Raw genomic sequence first — 16905 nt, forward strand, 5'->3', positions numbered from 1 at the left:
TAAATAGACCCCATATATAAGCAGATTGGTATTAAATACTTGCAGGCATTTTATTACAACTGGCGTAGTAACTTACCGTGGCCGGCCAATCTGAAAAAATACCCATTACCCCCACGTCCTTTGCGAGTACGTCGACTACTGTCATCATGTCGCCATCGTTATCTATAACATCAGCAATTGATTGATAGTAATAACCTCCACCTTCATTAAGCGGGCCCGAGCGCTCAAGGCTCCATGCAATAAGCTTTAAACCAGCTGCTTTTGCGTCAATAGCGTATTGCGATGGCACAATATTACTTTCGTTATCTATTGTTAGCATCATCCAAATTGGAGGAGCTAAAATCTTCACCCCATCAGCCACTAACTCATCCATACTCGGTTGCCATGTTTGTGGGTTACTTGGATCAAATCCGGCTTCACTGTCACGTCCATCTAGGTATACGCTTTTATCTGCAAAGTCAGGGTTATTGTTAATCCAGTATTTTACGTCTTCAAGGTTAAATGATTGCGGATAAACTTTTGAGGCTGGCACACCCATTTGCGTGTACTCGTCTAGCATTTTTTGCGCATATTGTTCTTGTGTCATTCCATCAAATGGCATACTTACTTGTGGCGATTTTAGCTCTGGTGTCATTTTTACACCTAGCTCATTAAACAGTGCAATGCTTTGTTTATGGGTCATCAATGTGCCGTTGGTGGCATATAAATCAGTGCGCCAACTTGGTGTGCCATCCATGTAATCGGCTACGGTCGTTGCATTAGTGTTTGCACCATCCATTTTACCTTCAAGGGTTAAAAACTCCGCTAAGCTTATATCGCTGGTACAACATTTTGCAGAAGCGGCAATACCATTAGCAGGGTCGGCTGGTGTAAATGGCACACTGCATTTAGCTGCAAGTTCAGGAATGGCTAAAATATTAGTTGTGGTATGCAAATCGCATTGAGAGTGGCGACAAACAAGCTCTTTGTCGTTTGTAAATGTAACATCGCATTCAACAATACCAGCGCCCATTCTCGCTGCCGCAATGTAGGCTTCTTTAGTGTGTTCGGGGTATTGCATTGATGCACCGCGATGACCAATAGAAAAATCGGTGCGGTAAAAAGGACCTTCGCTGCATGACTCTAATTTTGTTTTTAGTGTGCTTTGAGCCATATCGTTAATTAAATAGTCAGGGCGAGTCCCTAGCTGAATATTTACTCCTTCAGCAACCTCTACAACAATGGGCGTAGGTACTTCAACAATTTCCACTTCGGTGTTGGTAACAACCACTTCTTTTTCTACTATTTCTACATCGTCGTCGCAGCCTGCAAGTGTGGCTAACAATATACAGCTTGTAAGTAAGGTAATACGTTTCATTGTTTATCCTTAAAAAAGTAAAATTTGTACTACCTTAATGATTATTAATGACAACTTTGCTACAAGCTTATTAATTTACTTTTTTATTAAGCATTTGATTGACCAATAATGCACCTAACATTATAGCAGCCCCAATACTTAACCTGACTATATCGGCATCTCGGTTCCAGATCAGCACGTTAATTATAATCCCAGCTGGGATAAGCAAATTATTCATAACTGCCAAAGCACCTACGTTGACAAGGGTTGCGCCTTTATTCCACATAAAGTAACCAAGTCCTGATGCAACCAACCCTAAATAAATTAGTATGCCCCACTGTGTGAAAGTGGTTGGTAATTTGTTTGAGTTACCAAATAATGCATAGCAAATTGTGGCAATAATAAGTGCGCCTATAAAAAACCATCCAAATACGGCTTTGTCATCAAGCTGATTGTTATTCATTAAGCGTTTGTAGGTAACTTGGCCTACAGCAAAACTTATATTCGCCCCTTGAACGATTAATAAGCCGATTATGAAATCGCTATTTAGGTTTTCGTAACGAATAGTAATTGCACCGATTACAGCAATAAGTGCGACTATAAAAAAGCGTGGGTTAAAGCGTCTGTTCAATCCATCATTTAGCAGGGTAATGTACAAAGGAGTCATTACAGTAAATAGCAGCACTTCGGGAACGGTTAAAAATAAAAATGAGTGGTAGTAAAAGCTATACATAACACCAAGTTGTATAGCGCCAATCAGCATAAGCTTTAAGGCTAAAGGTTTAGGCGTTTGTTTAAGCTTTAAAAAAGGTAAAAAAATCAGTGTTGCCAGTGCTATGCGTATTAATACGCTAAACCAAGCGTCAACTTGGCCTGCTAAATACACACCAATTAAACTAAACGAAAACGCCCAAAGCAAAGTGACTGCAAATAAGTACTGCATAACCATCATCTTTTAATAAATATTGAGCTAAGTTTATCTGTTATATGTGAGGGTATAAACAATAAAAGCCCGCAAGCGGGCTTTTATAAAAGTGAGCTTAATAAATTAAGTTATTTACTCAACTAAACCACGGCGCTTAAGTAATGCGTCGGTAGTTGGTTTTTGACCTCTAAACTCAATGTAGCTTTGCATTAAGTCGCGGCTGTTACCTTTAGATAGGATTTCTTTACGGAACTTATCACCATTTTTACGTGTTAAGCCGCCGTTGTTTTCCATGTGTGCAAAGGCATCGGCTGCAAATACTTCAGTCCAAAGGTATGCGTAGTAACCCGCAGAGTAACCACCGGCAAATGTATGGCTAAAGTAGTTTGATTTATAACGCGGTGGTACAGGGTAGTAATCAATACCGTGTGCTTTTAGCGCATCGCTTTCAAACTTTTGAACATCAGTAATTTTTTTATCTGAGCCAAACGAGTGCCATTCCATATCAAGTAAAGCAGCAGCTAAATATTCAGTGGTACCAAAACCTTGGTTGAATTTTTGCGATGCAAGTACTTTATCAAGTAAAGCTTGTGGAATTGGCTCACCTGTTTTGTAGTGTTTGGCGTAATTAGCAAGTACCGTAGGTTCAATCATCCAATCTTCATTCGCTTGCGACGGAAACTCAACAAAGTCACGCGCTGTAGCAGTACCTGCTAAGCTTGGGTATTTAACGTCAGAGAATAAACCGTGCGCCGCATGACCAAACTCATGGAACATAGTTGACACTTCGTCAAACGTCATTAACGTTGGCTCGCCTGCAGCAGGTTTTGGAATGTTCTGCGCATTGTAAATAACTGGTTTAGTGCCTTTTAAGCCGCTTTGACTTACGTAAGCGCTCATCCATGCACCGCCACGCTTACCTTCACGTGCGTATGGGTCTAAGTAAAATAAACCGATGGCGCTGCCGTCAGCGTTAAATACTTCGTAGGCTGTAACATCTTCATGATAAACCGGTAAGTCTTTACGCTCTTTAAATGTAATACCGTATAGCTTGTTCATTGCAAAGAATAAACCATCGTGAATTACAGAATCCATTTCAAAGTAAGGCTTAACAAGGGCAGGATCTAAGTCGTACTTTTCAGCACGTACTTTTTCTGCGTAAAAAGCCCAATCCCATGGTTTAAGCTCAAAGCTTTCACCTGAATCGTTAATTACTTTTTGAATAGCAGCGGCTTCAATTTTAGCTTTTTCAACTGCTTTTGGTGCTAAGTCATCTAAAATGCCATACACGTTGTCAGTTGTTTGTGCCATACGCGAAGTCATTACATACGATGCCCAATCTTTAAACCCTAGTAGCTCTGCTTTTTGAGCGCGTAGGTTTGTTTCTTCAATAATAATTGGGCCATTAGTTTTTGCTGCACGGTTAGCAGAGGCTTTAAATATTTGCTCACGAAGGTCGCGGTTTTCAAGGCTTGATAAAATTGGCTGTTGGGTCGTATTTACCAGCGTGATCATGTAGCCGTCTTTACCTGCTTTTTTAGCAGCGGCCGCAAGACCTGCAATTTCACCTTCAGAAAGGCCAGCAAGTTTAGATTTATCGGTAACTACAATGACATCTTCTTTAAACGATTTTAAAATGTTTTGAGAAAACGCAGTAGAAAGCTCTGCAAGTTGTGAGTTGATTTCACGCATTTTTGCTTTTTCAGCGTCATTTAATTTAGCGCCTGCTTTTACAAATTGCTTATAGTAAAAATCCACAAGGCGTTGATCTTCAGCATTAAGCGAGTCTTTGTTGTCGTAAATAGTTTGTACGCGTTTGAATAATGCACCATTTAAGTAAATGTCGTCAGAGTGAGCAGATAATACCGGCGCCATTTTTTTACTTATACGTTGGTATTCGTCATCAGAAATCAAACCTGAAAGGTTATAAAAAGCAGCTGATACACGGTTTAGTAGCTCGCCAGACATTTCCATTTCAACTAATGTATTTTTAAAAGTTGCAGGAGCTGGGTTGTTAGCAATAGCTTGTATTTGCGCAGTATGCTGAGCAATACCAGCATCAAAGCCGGCTTCGTAGTCTTTTGTACCAAACTTATCAAACTCAGGTGCCATGTATTGTAATGGGCTTGGTTTGAATAAAACATTGTTTGCGTTCATGTCTTGCACTTGTGCTGCGCTCTCTTTTGCCATGTCTTGAGGTTCGTTAGAAGAACAAGCCGATAGGATTAGGGCACTAGCAATAGTAGTGGCGATCAGGGTTTTACGCATAATAACTCCATAAAAAGATTAGCCGAAATAGGCTTTGCGAGTCGAAAAACCTAGTTAACTTATCAAATTTGTGGGTTTATACAATAAAGTTTATCGGTATTAAGGGGGATTTGAACGCAAATTAGCTAATAATTAGTATTAAGGTGGGTAAAAGTAGCTCTAAAATCAAACGTTAAAGCTACTTAATTATACGATTGTGTGCTTGAGAGGGGGTTAGTTATAACCTAAAACAAATTTTTTCTCTGAGCCAAAGCTATTAGATTGCTGCCCAAACTCTTTATTAATAGTTGCTAGAGTTTGCTCTTGTTCGGCCAGCAAGCACAAAACTTTATTTCGGTAATCTAGGCTGCTTTCAAACAATTTTAAATCTACCTGCGGCTGCAAAGTAGCGAGTCTTTGATTTAGAGTAAGTTGTGTCATATGTGATCTCCAGTGCTTGTACACTATTTATATAGCACTCGGTGCAATAAAGAGTTAATAAATTGTTTATAAAATTCATATTGAACTTATTAACTTGGCGTTTTAGTTATATTATGACGTGCTAAGCTTAGCGAAAACTGAACCACACTTATTTTTAGTGAACAAATAACAATCAAAAAAGATATTGGGAACACTTATGACCCTCGAACAAATTAATCAATACTTAGCCTTTGTAATATTCACTTATAACGATGTGAATATTACGGTAGCAAAAGTAATTCAAGTGCCACTTATATTGTTTGCTATGTGGTTTGTAGTCACACGTATTGGCAAGCTTATTAAAAAAACATTACTCGCTAAAAAAATAAGCCAAGATGCAGTGCATTTGTTTACTCGTATTTACTTTATTTTAAGTATCGCAATTTTAATTTTTACATCGCTTGAAGTGCTCAGCATCCCGCTTACGGCATTTGCTTTTGTATCCGGTGCGATTGCTATTGGTGTAGGTTTTGGTGCACAAAACATTATTAATAACTTTATCAGCGGTTGGATATTGATGTGGGAACGTCCAATTCGCATTGGTGACTTTTTAGAGGTAGGTAACGCAAAGGGCGTAGTTGAAACTATTAATACGCGTTCTACACGTATTCGCCGAAATGACGGCGTACATATGCTTATACCTAATTCTCAATTGCTCGAAAATACAGTAACAAACTGGACGCTGATAGATGGCAATGCACGCTCATCGGTCAGTGTCGGCGTTGCGTATGGTTCAGACGTTATACTGGTTAAAAAGCTTATCCAGCAAGTGCTTGATGATCATGATGCAATATTGGTTAATCCAAAGTCATCAGTGTTATTTGATGACTTTGCAGATAGCTCGCTTGTATTTAATGCTATTTTTTGGGTATGCGCCGAGTCTGAAACCATGCTTAGAAAAGTGCGCAGTGATATTCGTTTTAGTATTTATGCTGTATTTGAAGAGCATGATGTAGTGATTGCGTTTCCACAGCGCGATATTCATATAGATGGTGAAATTGCTTTTAAAAGGTCGTAGTTCTAATAAAAAAAGTCGCTTGCGGGTGACTTTTTTATGAGTAACCACAACGTTTCTATTTTGGGTTAATATGGAAGGTAATCCATTTTTCCTACTTCACTTCGCGATCTTCAATAAAGGACATATGTCCTCATTATTAGGTTTTTGCATCTAAATATTGATAAAAACACGTAATCTTGTAGTTAAATGTTGCAAAAAAGTTTCCATTTATGTTCATATTTATGCAGTAAAATTATTACACAATGGTATAATCTTAATCGTTCGTTCAGCCTTGTTACTCCGTTTTGTACTCTCGGTGATGAGGTCCGCGCGCCATATAGCAAGTCGCGAAAAATTGTACGAGCCCGCAATGAATACATTGCGCAACACAAAAAACCGTTGAACAAGAGTGCATACTAAAGGTTAATACCCGACATGAAATCATTAAAGAAATCTGCAATAGCGACAATTATTAACGCTGCACTACTATCTGCTGCTGGCACATCTATTTCAGCATTCGCCGCTGAAGAAGAAACGGCTAAAAAAAGCAATCAACTAGAAGTTATTCAAGTTACCGCCCGTAAACGCGTAGAAAATGCACAAGAAGTACCTGTAGCTGTATCTGCATTACAAGGTGATAACCTTGATGCATATAGCTCTGCAGGTATGGATATTCGCTTTTTAAATGCGAAAATTCCAAGTTTATCTATTGAGTCTTCATTTGGTCGTTCATTCCCACGCTTTTACGTTCGTGGTTTAGGTAATACCGATTTCGATTTGAATGCATCACAGCCAGTATCACTTGTTGTTGATGAAGTAGTTCAAGAAAATGCAATTTTAAAAGGTTTCCCAGTATTTGATGTTGAACGCGTAGAAGTATTACGTGGTCCTCAAGGAACGCTATTTGGCCGTAACACGCCAGCTGGCCTTGTTAAGTTTGATACTGTTAAACCAAGTCAAGAATTTGATGGTTATGGCTCTGTTTCATACGGTAGCCGTGGTGCTGTAGATACAAGTGGTGCTGTAGGTGGTGCTTTAACTGACCGTTTATCTGCTCGTGTTTCATTATTATGGCAAGACAAAGACGATTACATTGATAACCAAGCTCCAGGCTTTGAAGCTAAAGATGAGCAAGGTGGTTACACTGAAAAAGCGGCACGCGTTCAGTTTTTATATGAAGGCGATGATTTTACTGCTTTATTAAACTATCACACACGTGACTTAGATGGCTCACCAATTGCCTTTCGTGCAAATGTAATTAAAGCGGGTACTAATGAGCTAGTAGATAACTACGAAAATGATGTTGTTTATCAAGATGCGGCATCTCGCTCTACTCAACAAGTAGAATCGGAAGGTGCAAGCTTAAAGCTTGAGTGGGAACTTAAAAACCACACAATCACTTCTATTTCTGCATGGGAAAGTGCTGAAATTTATTCTCGCGCTGACATCGACGGCGGTTATGGTGCTTCTTATATTCCAGATTTCATGGGACCCGGTTTTATCCCTTTCTCTTCAGAAAGTGCTGATGGCATTCCAGATCACGACCAGTTGACGCAAGAGCTACGTATATCTAGTAACTTTGATGGTGACTTAAATTATCAAGTAGGTGTATTTTACTTTGATGAAGAGCTAACGATTGAAAACTTCAGCTACGATACATTCTCAACACCTAATGCTGGTGCTTTAAATGGTTATGTTCGCCAACAACAAGACACAACTGCATGGGCTGTATTTGGTTCTGTAGATTATACTTTTTCAGATGATTTAAAAGTAACAGCGGGCCTTCGTTATTCTGATGATGATAAAGATTTTGTAGCTGATCGTACACTTAGCCCAATTGGTGGCGGTGCATTACTTGTAGAACGTGATGTTAGTGACGACCATGTTAGCTGGGATTTATCTGCAAACTATAAAGTAAACGATGATGTTAACTGGTACGGCCGTGTAGCAAACAGCTTCCGCGCACCTAGTTTACAAGGTCGTATTTTATTTGGTGATGACGTTACAACAGCTGAGTCAGAAACGGTAACATCGTACGAGACAGGTATTAAATCAGACGTGCTAGACGGCCAAGGCCGTGTAAATGCAACTGTATTTTACTACACGATGGACGACCAACAGCTTACTGCTGTAGGCGGTGGTGCTAACTTTAACCGTTTAGTTAATGCTGATAAAACGACTGGCTATGGTTTTGAGTTAGACTCGCAGTGGGTATTAAGCGATGAGTTTAATGCAACGTTTAACTTAAGCTACAATAAAACAGAAATTAAAGATAACGATTTAGCTGTCGCTGTTTGTGCTCAATGTACTGTAACTGACCCAATTAATGGTTCTGGTCTTGCTGTACTTGATGGTAATAGCTTACCGCATGCTCCTGAGTGGATCTCTAACTTTACGCTTCGCTACACTAAAGAACTTGCCGATGGTAACTTCTTCGCAAGCGGTGATATTTCTTATCGTAGTAAAATCAATATGTTCCTTTACGAATCAGTAGAGTTTGAAGGTAAAGAGCTTATTGAAACAGGTCTTCGTACAGGTTACACATGGTCTGAAGGCGATTACGAATACGAAGTTGCTGCGTTTGTTCGTAACTTATTTGACGAGCAACAAGTTATTGGCGCTGTAGATTTCAATAACAATACAGGTATTGTTAACGAAGAGCGTTATGTTGGTGCTGAATTTAAAGTTAACTTCTTCTAGAGATAACCTTAAATTATATTAATTTTTAAAAGCCTGCCTTGTGCAGGCTTTTATGTTTTTATAAAGCTGGTAAAGTAGCGTTAATTAATTTAAAGAGATAAAAAGATGGCTGGATTTTGGAATTACCGTGTAATTTTTTGTGAAGCAACGAAAGACGAAGCAGCGCAATATCAAATACATGAAGTAGAATATAACCTAAATGGTAAAGTAACTAACTGGTCAGAAACTGGCGCAGCCCCTTTTGGAACAACCTTAGATGAGTTGAAAGATGACTCTGAGCGTTTAAAAACTGCATTTGATAAACCAGTACTTAAAGTTGTACGTAAAACGCGTGGCTACGAGCTTGTTGATGTTGAAACGGGTGAGGAAGCAACGGGTGAGCCGCCAGCAGGCTTAACGCAATAACTGTATTTATATAAAAGGTGCTTAAGGCGCCTTTTTTATTGTTAAAATTTAGCACAAGTTAAATAAGGAATGAGGATGACTTTAAAAGCAATATTATTTGATATGGATGGCACATTAGTTGATTCAGAAAGCATGCACTTTGTATGCTGGAGTAAATTACTTAAACCCTACGGTGTTAGTTATTTAGAAAATGATTTTTGTCAGCGCTTTTCGGGACGGCCCACTTTAGAAGCCGCAATTGAAATTAAGCAAGAGCATAACTTATCGGTAAGTGCACAGTTTTTAGCAGATGAAAAATACCGTTTATTTGGTGAATATGTAGTAACACATTTACCGCCACTGATGCCATTTACAGAGCAAACATTGAAAGCTGTAAAAGCGAGTGGCTTAAAAATGGCGCTAGTAACAGGCAGTGCTAAAAGTGAAGCTATGCCAATACTGAAAGGCTTAGGGTTTTATGAGCTGTTTGATACGGTGGTTACAAAAGATGATGTAACTAATCCTAAACCTGCAGGGGATCCGTATTTACTGGCACTTGAGCAGATAAATATACAACCTGGCAATGCAATTGCTGTTGAGGATACTTACACAGGGGTAACAGCTGCTAATAATGCTTTGTTAAGTGTTGTAGCCATTGCCAATAGCCATACTAAAGATCACGACTTTAGCCAAGCTACCTATCAAATGAGCAACTTAGATGAGTTTTGGCAATGGGCGCAATCTCAACTATAGTTTAAGCCAACTTTTACGTGCTTGGATGCGCCAATGTTTACTATTAAACACCTGCTTTTAATTGTTATTGTACTTTTTACGCAATGCATAAGTGCAGCACAACCGTCTGTTTTACTGGCTAAAGTATATGACGAAACGAAGCATTATGATGTAAGTAAATATTTAGTCAGTGAAAAATATGATGGCGTAAGAGCTATCTGGACCGGCACGCAGTTTGTCACTCGTAAGGGTAATATTATCAATGCGCCAAGTTGGTTTACAGCGCCATTGCCAAATGTATGGCTTGATGGTGAGCTGTGGACTAAACGTGAGCACTTTTCTGCGCTTAGTGGCATAGTCAGAACTAAAAAACCTAATAATCATGATTGGCAAACTATTACTTATAAAGTATTTGATATGCCAGATAAAAATCTGCCTTTTAGCACTCGCTATAAAAACTATAATGAGCTTATTACTAGCCTAAACTCGCCGCACATTAGTGCTGTAGTTCAATATAGCTTTACAAATAATGAGCAACTTACAGAGTATTTTGAGAACATAACTAAGCAGGGCGGCGAGGGCGTAATGCTTCATTTGGCCAGCGCGAAGCACAGCAATGGAAGAAGTAATGCATTACTAAAATTAAAACCTTATTTAGATGCAGAAGCGGTTGTAATTGCGCACTTACCAGGCAAAGGTAAATATCAAGGTATGTTAGGGGCATTAAGGGTAAAAACAGCGCAGGGGCAGGTATTTTCTATTGGTACTGGGTTTAATGATGCACAGCGCTCCATACCACCGGAGATTGGTAGTACTGTAACGTACCGATTTCATGGCTTAACAAAAAATGGGTTACCGCGTTTTGCCAGTTTTTTACGGGTCAGAGATAGTTTATAACATTTATAAATTTTACAAAGTGTGCTAAATTGCGCGGCCTTTTTGGTAATGTGTGGTGAAGTATGTTTGTAGGTTTTGATTACGGTAGTTCTAATTGTGCTATGGGTGTAATGAGCGAGGGTAATGTTCAATTAGTACCGCTAGAGCAAGGAAAACATTACTTACCGTCTACACTTTACACTCATCACAGCGCGTTGGTTGTTGATTTTGTTGCTAAGCATTTACATGGCACAGCCCATGAGCATGACTTTTTAACGCAGCGCCAAGCATTATTAAATACCTTACCTCGTATTAAGTCAGACCTTGATTTACAACCTTCAGATGAAACCCTATTTATTGGTCGTGAAGCGATTAGCGAGTACGTGCAGTTTCCTGAAGAAGGCTATTTTGTTAAGTCTCCTAAATCATTTTTTGGTGCAACAGGTTTAAAGCAAGGTCAAATTAACTTTTTTGAAGATATCGCAACCGCGATGATCTTAAAAATTAAGCAACGTGCTGAGCTCTCTTTAGGTAAAACACTTACACAAACAGTGATTGGTCGCCCAGTAAACTTTCAAGCTGTGGGTGGTGAGCAATCAAATCAACAAGCGGTCGGTATTTTAGAGCGTGCTGCTAAACGTGCTGGTTTTAAAGACGTAGAGTTTTTATATGAGCCACTTGCTGCGGGTATCGATTACGAGAGTGATTTAACTCAGGATCAAAAAGTACTCGTTATTGATATTGGTGGTGGTACAAGTGACTGCTCATTTGTACAAATGGGCCCAAGCTTTAGAGGAAATAGCCAGCGCGATAGCGATTTTTTATCTCACAGTGGTAAACGTGTTGGCGGAAACGATTTAGATATTGCTTTGAGCTTTCATGGTTTAATGCCGTTATTGGGTTTAGGTAGTACGTTTAAATCGGGTTTGCCTTTGCCTAATCAAGCGTTTTGGCAAGCGTGTAAAATTAACGATGTAAACTTACAAAGCCAATTTTATAGTGAAAGCCATACCCGAGAGCTAAACGCACAATTACGTGATGTAAGTGCACCTGAGCTTTATAAACGTTTAATACATTTACAGCAAAACAAGCAAGGCCATCAGTTAGTGCAACAAGGTGAAGCGGCTAAAATAGCACTTTCGTCTGCTAGTGTGTTTGATTGTGATTTAAGTTTTTTAGATAGTGGGCTGAATAAAAATGTATCTGTAAGAGATTTAGCTATTGCCGTTGAGAGTAGTATTAGCCAAATAGTTACTTTAGCAAAACAAGCAATCAGCGACGCTGCGACCACGCCAGACATTATTTACTTAACAGGCGGTAGTGCACAGTCACCATTGATTAAAGCGGCTTTAAGTGAGCACTTAGGCGATATAAAGATGGTTAACGGGGATCACTTTGGTAGTGTAACCGCTGGCCTGACTAAATGGGCCAGCATGCTTTATAAATAACCTAAATTACAATTGAGGTTTAAAGATCTATTTGTCGGGTTGCGAGGTATTTTTCGTAATCTGGCAATGTGCGTTCAAGCTCTACGTCCATAAGCGGTGAGCTTAATAACATATCTGCACTCACTTCATTACACGCCACCGGAATATTCCAAACAGCTGCTAAACGCAGCAGCGCTTTAACATCAGGGTCATGAGGCTGTGATGCTAATGGGTCCCAAAAAAATATTAAAACATGTATCTCATGTTCTGCTATTTTAGCGCCAAGTTGTTGATCGCCGCCCATAGGACCACTTAAAAGCTGAACTACATCAAGCCCCGTAGTTTTTTGAATTAAATGCCCCGTAGTACCTGTGCCATATAAAGTGTGCTTACTTAGTATTTCTTTGTGCTTTTCACACCATAATTTTAGTGCTGCTTTTTTACCATCGTGTGCCACTAAAGCAATATTTTTTTGTGCGGGAAGAGATTGTGTTTTTTGTTCCATGCTAATTCTTTTTATTGATGAACCTAAACTCGGAAGAATAAATCTCTTAACCAAAGTGCAGGTTAGTTAAAATAATAGATTGATAGCAAGGGCAATAAATACAATGCCAGTGATCCTATCAATCCAAAGTTGGCTATTTGGGTTACGTCTAAAAAACTGTGCAATTTTGTCGCCAAAATAAATATACGTGCAGTCAATCGGAAAAGCAAAAAGAGGGTAAAGTAAGCCAAAAAATGCGAGCTGAAAAGTAGCCGATGAAAGCGTTGGATCTACAAATTGTGGAATAAATGCAATAAAGAATAATGCTACTTTAGGGTTTAATACTTCAGTCATCATGGCCTGAAACATGACATTACTTTTTTTACTGGTACTTATATGCGGTTTATCGGTTTGCTTGTCATCAGATGTCGGCTCTGGCTGCTTTAGCGTGCCTTTAATCATCATAAACCCTAAATAGCATAAGTATGCTGCGCCTGCATATTGCACTGCGGCATAGGCACTAGGGGAAGCTTTCAGTACTGCGCTTAGGCCTACAACAGCAAATAGCGTATGAACAACCCCACCTAATGCAAAACCAAAAGCACTTTGCATACCAGCACTTCGACCATTAGCAAATGTTTGCGCCATCAAAAATGCATTTGATGGCCCAGGCGCTACTGCCATTAAAAAACTGGCTAATAAAAATGAGACTAGAAAGTCAGGATTGATCATTGAGTACTTTTAGCCGGGTGTAAAGTATGTGCTTTTTTGCTCATTAAAATAAGCCAAAGCGGAACTAGCAATAATAAGTGAAAAGCAATCAACCACGGTGTGCTTAGCCCTAAATATTGGGTTAAAACAACAAGTATACTCGCGCCACTCATTTGCATAGCACCGAGTAATGCAGAGGCTGTGCCTGCTTGTTTAGGAAAGCTAGACAGAGACATTCCTGCAGCAGAGCCTAAACTTAAAGCAAACCCTAATGCAGCAATTAAGATAGGTAGCATAAGCGCAAATGCTGTTTCTATATGACTCAAGGCTAGCATTAAAATGCCTGAGAAAACCAGTACACTCACACCGACACGCAAAGCACGTTGGCTATTTCGTTTAATGTAGGTAGGTAAAATAAAACTTGCGACAATACTTATTACGGCATTTAACGTAAACCAAAAAGTAAAGTCGGCTACGGTGCCGCCTAAATGTGTAATAAGCCAGCCTGGTGCGAGCGTTACATACACTAATATGGCTGACATTGAGACCATACAAATTAGGCTATTAAACAAAAATACCGGTGTTTTAATAATCGGTGTAAAGCGACGTAAATCTAAAATATGCCCCTGATAATGACTATCAGCAGGTCGAGTTTCTCTAAAAAAGAATAGGGTAACAATAAGGCCCAAAATAGCAAACGCGGTTAAAAACATAAAGTTCATACGCCAGCCAAACTGTACGGTAAGCCAAGCCCCTAAAATAGGTGCCATTGCCGGAATAAAGCACACAATCCCGTTAAGGTAGGTAATCATTTGTCCGCTTCGTTCACTGCCATATTTATCACGCACTATCGCAAATGCGACAACAAATGTGGCACACGCTCCAAATCCCTGAAAAGCACGTGCTATTAGTAATATCTCAAAAGAAGGCGAGTAGTATGCGAGTAATGCAGAGCTTGCATATAAACTAATGCCCACTATAGCCACTGGCTTTCGGCCAAATTTATCAGCTAAAGGACCTGCAATTAATTGGCCTAAACCCACTGTTAGCATAAAAATAGCAACGGTTTGCTGTACTTGTTGTTCAGTAACTGCAAATTGTTCTGCAATAGTAGGGAAAGCAGGTAGGTAAATATCGATTGCCATAGGGCAAAATATAACGAGTAACGCTAAGATAAGTAACAAAGTCATATTAGGTTTAGCGGGCTGTGTTTGCATTGAGTCTCCTTTTGTCGAGTATTTTAGGTGGGCACTCATAAAAAAGAAAGGGCTTATGACCCCTGCATAGGTCGTCATTCTTACTTTTTGATTGGATTAAGCGAAAAAGCCAGCATAAATGCACTTTTTAAAACTGGTCTGATGTGTTAATTTTAAAAAAGTAACTGTTGATGGAAAATAATAATGAGTAATAAATCTGCACTTGTACAAACATGGCATAAATTTAAGCGCCTACCTTTTGGGAATTGGCTTTTTACTAAAGCTGTTTGCTTTAAAGCGCCATATTTTGGTTCGATGAAACCTTACGTACTCGATTTGAGAGAGGGCCATTGTAGTGCGGTGGTTAAAAATCGTCGCAGCGTTCATAATCATATTGGAACTATTCATGCTATTGCGCAGTGTAATTTAGCTGAATTGTGTGCAGGTGTAATGGTTGATGCAACAGTGCCAGTTAAAACGCATCGTTGGATCCCAAAAGGGATGACAGTTAGGTATTTGGCTAAAGTAGATACAGATGTACGAGCAGTCGCTGAAATTGATTTACCACACAAGTGGATTGATAAAGAAGACTTAGTAGTACCGGTTAAACTGTATAATACCCGCAATGAGCTTGTTTTCACTGCAGATATTACTATGTACATTACTGAGAAAAATTAATTTACGTAAAGCTGATTTGACTTAGCTTTTATCAGCGGCTTGTTTATTTACAAATGATAAGTCGCTGCCATCTTCTTTTAATAATGCTTTAACTTCTTTTGCGGGTTTTAGTTCTTTCGAAATTAGTTCCGGCTCTTCTTTTTCAAAGCGTTGCTTTAAACTGCCTTCAATTACTGCGCCTGCATCAATACTCAATGTATCGTGAAATACATCGCCATGAACATGAGCGCCACTTTGTACTTTTACTTCACTGGCATTAATTGACCCAATAACTTTACCTTTAACAATAACGCTTTTAGCTTCAACAATACCTTCAACAACTCCCGCTGAGCCAATAACTAAATGCTCCACTTTTATGTCACCATCAATACGGCCATCAAGCTGTACTTCACCTTGGCTAACTAAAGTGCCTGTAAGGCGTACGTCTTCAGAAATAATAGACGGTGTGTGATTCACTCTTTTTAAATTAGAGCTAACTGTTTTTTGTTTTTTTCTACCAAACACGAGAAAGCGCCTTTGTTATTTTTAGAGGATTGACTTGTTTACCATTAAGTAATACTTCGTAGTGTAAATGCGTGCCTGTGCTTCGGCCGGTGCTGCCCATTAGGCCGATCACATCATGTTTAGTGATTGATTGACCTTTCTTTACTTTAATTTTATTTAAGTGTCCAAATCGAGTCACTAAGCCATTTTTATGTTCAAGCTCAATAAAGTTACCATAACCACCATTACGACCGGCACGAAGCACTACAGCGTCTGCTGGGGCGAATATTTCGGTTTTATGCCAACCGGCTAAATCAATTCCTTTATGAAAGGCGTGATTACTATTCATGGGATCTTTTCTAAGGCCAAAATTACTCGAAATATAGTATTTAGCTTTAGCTAAAGGCAGGGTATTTGGTAGCTCAGTTAAAAAGTTTTCTAAATTATTTAATATTAATAACTTATCAACGATGGCTAAAAAGTGGCTCGGAATTTTTGTTTCGTTAAATATATCAAGTGGCCCACCTTGTGCAGTTGTTTGGGCGCTTAATATTAGGTGTTGCTCAAGCGCAGACTCAATTCCTGCGCCTTTAACCATAGCTAAAATGGCTTGGTGACGTTCACTAATTTGGTTATCTAAATAGGTAAAGCTTTGCTCATAATGATTATTTAAGTTGGCCACTCTTGTTGCGAATGTAATTGGAGCGATTAACTGTGCTTGTTTACCTTTTTGATTTTCATCGACTAATGGTTCATGAAATTCATTGCCATTTTCATTAATAGGTACATCAAGTTCTGTATCAAGCTTAATAACGTCTTTGCTAATTGAAGCAGGAAGGGATTCTATCATGCTTTGCAGTAGCGCCTGCTTTTGCTCAAGAATTGCAAGTTGCTCTAATTGCGTTGCTTGAAGGGCTTGTTGCTCACTGACTTTTTGTTGCCACAGCGTTTGCTCGGTTATTTGATTTTGTTTTATGTCAGAGATTTTATTTGTTTGTGTATAAACACGAAAGCTTGAAATACTCAGCCAAGTAAAAGTGACTAAAATAAGCAACGCTACAAGAAGTTGAAACCAAGAGGCTAAAACAACATGCTTAACTTCGCCATTTTGACGAATAAGTAGCTGACGAGCAGGGAAAAATTTATGATAAAAAGACTTTATAAATACTGACATGGCATATAAACACTGGCTATTAACCGAATTAAGATAGCAATTTGAGTTAAAAAAGCTAGAAAAAAATTGTAACTG

Annotated in this window: 16 protein-coding genes; 7 read left to right on the forward strand and 9 right to left on the reverse strand. The window is 39.0% G+C overall.

The window, feature by feature from the left end:
* Positions 1–31 precede the first annotated feature (31 nt).
* The 4 genes from H5089_RS15135 to H5089_RS15150 form a co-directional block, all read right to left on the reverse strand.
* Complete coding sequence (locus tag H5089_RS15135; RefSeq protein WP_182712570.1) at positions 32–1357, reverse strand: glycerophosphodiester phosphodiesterase family protein; 1326 nt, start codon at positions 1355–1357, stop codon at positions 32–34.
* A 70-nt stretch (positions 1358–1427) separates the two neighbouring features.
* Positions 1428–2279 carry a carboxylate/amino acid/amine transporter gene (locus H5089_RS15140; protein ID WP_175413904.1) on the reverse strand — a complete coding sequence of 284 codons (852 nt, stop codon included), beginning with the start codon at positions 2277–2279 and terminating at the stop codon, positions 1428–1430.
* Between the two features lie 114 nt (positions 2280–2393).
* Positions 2394–4529, reverse strand: coding sequence for a M3 family metallopeptidase (locus tag H5089_RS15145; protein WP_024598247.1), 2136 nt, complete (start codon positions 4527–4529; stop codon positions 2394–2396).
* Between the two features lie 213 nt (positions 4530–4742).
* Positions 4743–4949 carry a hypothetical protein gene (locus H5089_RS15150; RefSeq protein ID WP_002958182.1) on the reverse strand — a complete coding sequence of 69 codons (207 nt, stop codon included), beginning with the start codon at positions 4947–4949 and terminating at the stop codon, positions 4743–4745.
* A 196-nt stretch (positions 4950–5145) separates the two neighbouring features.
* Between H5089_RS15150 and H5089_RS15155 the strand changes: the two genes are divergently transcribed.
* The 6 genes from H5089_RS15155 (at position 5146) to yegD (ending at position 12125) form a co-directional block, all read left to right on the forward strand.
* Positions 5146–6006, forward strand: coding sequence for a mechanosensitive ion channel family protein (locus tag H5089_RS15155; RefSeq protein WP_002958183.1), 861 nt, complete (start codon positions 5146–5148; stop codon positions 6004–6006).
* 414 nt (positions 6007–6420) lie between these two features.
* Complete coding sequence (locus H5089_RS15160; RefSeq protein ID WP_182712571.1) at positions 6421–8685, forward strand: TonB-dependent receptor; 2265 nt, start codon at positions 6421–6423, stop codon at positions 8683–8685.
* 105 nt (positions 8686–8790) lie between these two features.
* On the forward strand, positions 8791–9090 hold the full coding sequence (locus H5089_RS15165) for a hypothetical protein (RefSeq protein WP_002958185.1): 300 nt from the start codon (positions 8791–8793) through the stop codon (positions 9088–9090).
* 75 nt (positions 9091–9165) lie between these two features.
* Positions 9166–9822: an HAD family phosphatase gene (locus H5089_RS15170; protein ID WP_182712572.1), complete on the forward strand. Its 657-nt coding sequence runs from the start codon at positions 9166–9168 to the stop codon at positions 9820–9822.
* 33 nt (positions 9823–9855) lie between these two features.
* Positions 9856–10698, forward strand: coding sequence for a DNA ligase (locus H5089_RS15175; RefSeq protein ID WP_182712573.1), 843 nt, complete (start codon positions 9856–9858; stop codon positions 10696–10698).
* 62 nt (positions 10699–10760) lie between these two features.
* Positions 10761–12125, forward strand: coding sequence for a molecular chaperone (gene yegD, locus H5089_RS15180; protein WP_182712574.1), 1365 nt, complete (start codon positions 10761–10763; stop codon positions 12123–12125).
* Positions 12126–12144: 19 nt separating this feature from the next.
* Here the strand turns inward: yegD and H5089_RS15185 are convergent, their stop codons facing one another.
* The 3 genes from H5089_RS15185 to H5089_RS15195 form a co-directional block, all read right to left on the reverse strand.
* On the reverse strand, positions 12145–12609 hold the full coding sequence (locus tag H5089_RS15185; RefSeq protein WP_002958191.1) for a methylglyoxal synthase: 465 nt from the start codon (positions 12607–12609) through the stop codon (positions 12145–12147).
* Positions 12610–12675: 66 nt separating this feature from the next.
* Positions 12676–13320 carry a LysE family translocator gene (locus H5089_RS15190; RefSeq protein WP_024595670.1) on the reverse strand — a complete coding sequence of 215 codons (645 nt, stop codon included), beginning with the start codon at positions 13318–13320 and terminating at the stop codon, positions 12676–12678.
* Positions 13317–14516 carry a multidrug effflux MFS transporter gene (locus tag H5089_RS15195; RefSeq protein ID WP_024598245.1) on the reverse strand — a complete coding sequence of 400 codons (1200 nt, stop codon included), beginning with the start codon at positions 14514–14516 and terminating at the stop codon, positions 13317–13319. The genes H5089_RS15190 and H5089_RS15195 overlap by 4 nt, the downstream gene beginning before the upstream one ends.
* A gap of 183 nt (positions 14517–14699) precedes the next feature.
* Here H5089_RS15195 and H5089_RS15200 point away from each other — a divergent pair, with 183 nt between their 5' ends.
* Positions 14700–15173 carry a hotdog fold domain-containing protein gene (locus H5089_RS15200; protein ID WP_024595671.1) on the forward strand — a complete coding sequence of 158 codons (474 nt, stop codon included), beginning with the start codon at positions 14700–14702 and terminating at the stop codon, positions 15171–15173.
* 21 nt (positions 15174–15194) lie between these two features.
* Here the strand turns inward: H5089_RS15200 and H5089_RS15205 are convergent, their stop codons facing one another.
* Both H5089_RS15205 and H5089_RS15210 read right to left on the reverse strand, forming a co-directional pair.
* The gene (locus H5089_RS15205; RefSeq protein WP_002958196.1) at positions 15195–15677 is read right to left on the reverse strand and encodes a polymer-forming cytoskeletal protein; all 483 of its coding nucleotides are present in this window, start codon (positions 15675–15677) and stop codon (positions 15195–15197) included.
* On the reverse strand, positions 15667–16830 hold the full coding sequence (locus H5089_RS15210; RefSeq protein WP_039487126.1) for a M23 family metallopeptidase: 1164 nt from the start codon (positions 16828–16830) through the stop codon (positions 15667–15669). The genes H5089_RS15205 and H5089_RS15210 overlap by 11 nt, the downstream gene beginning before the upstream one ends.
* Positions 16831–16905: the final 75 nt, after the last annotated feature.

This window comes from Pseudoalteromonas sp. SR45-1 (assembly GCF_014163655.1).
Lineage (GTDB): Bacteria > Pseudomonadota > Gammaproteobacteria > Enterobacterales > Alteromonadaceae > Pseudoalteromonas > Pseudoalteromonas distincta.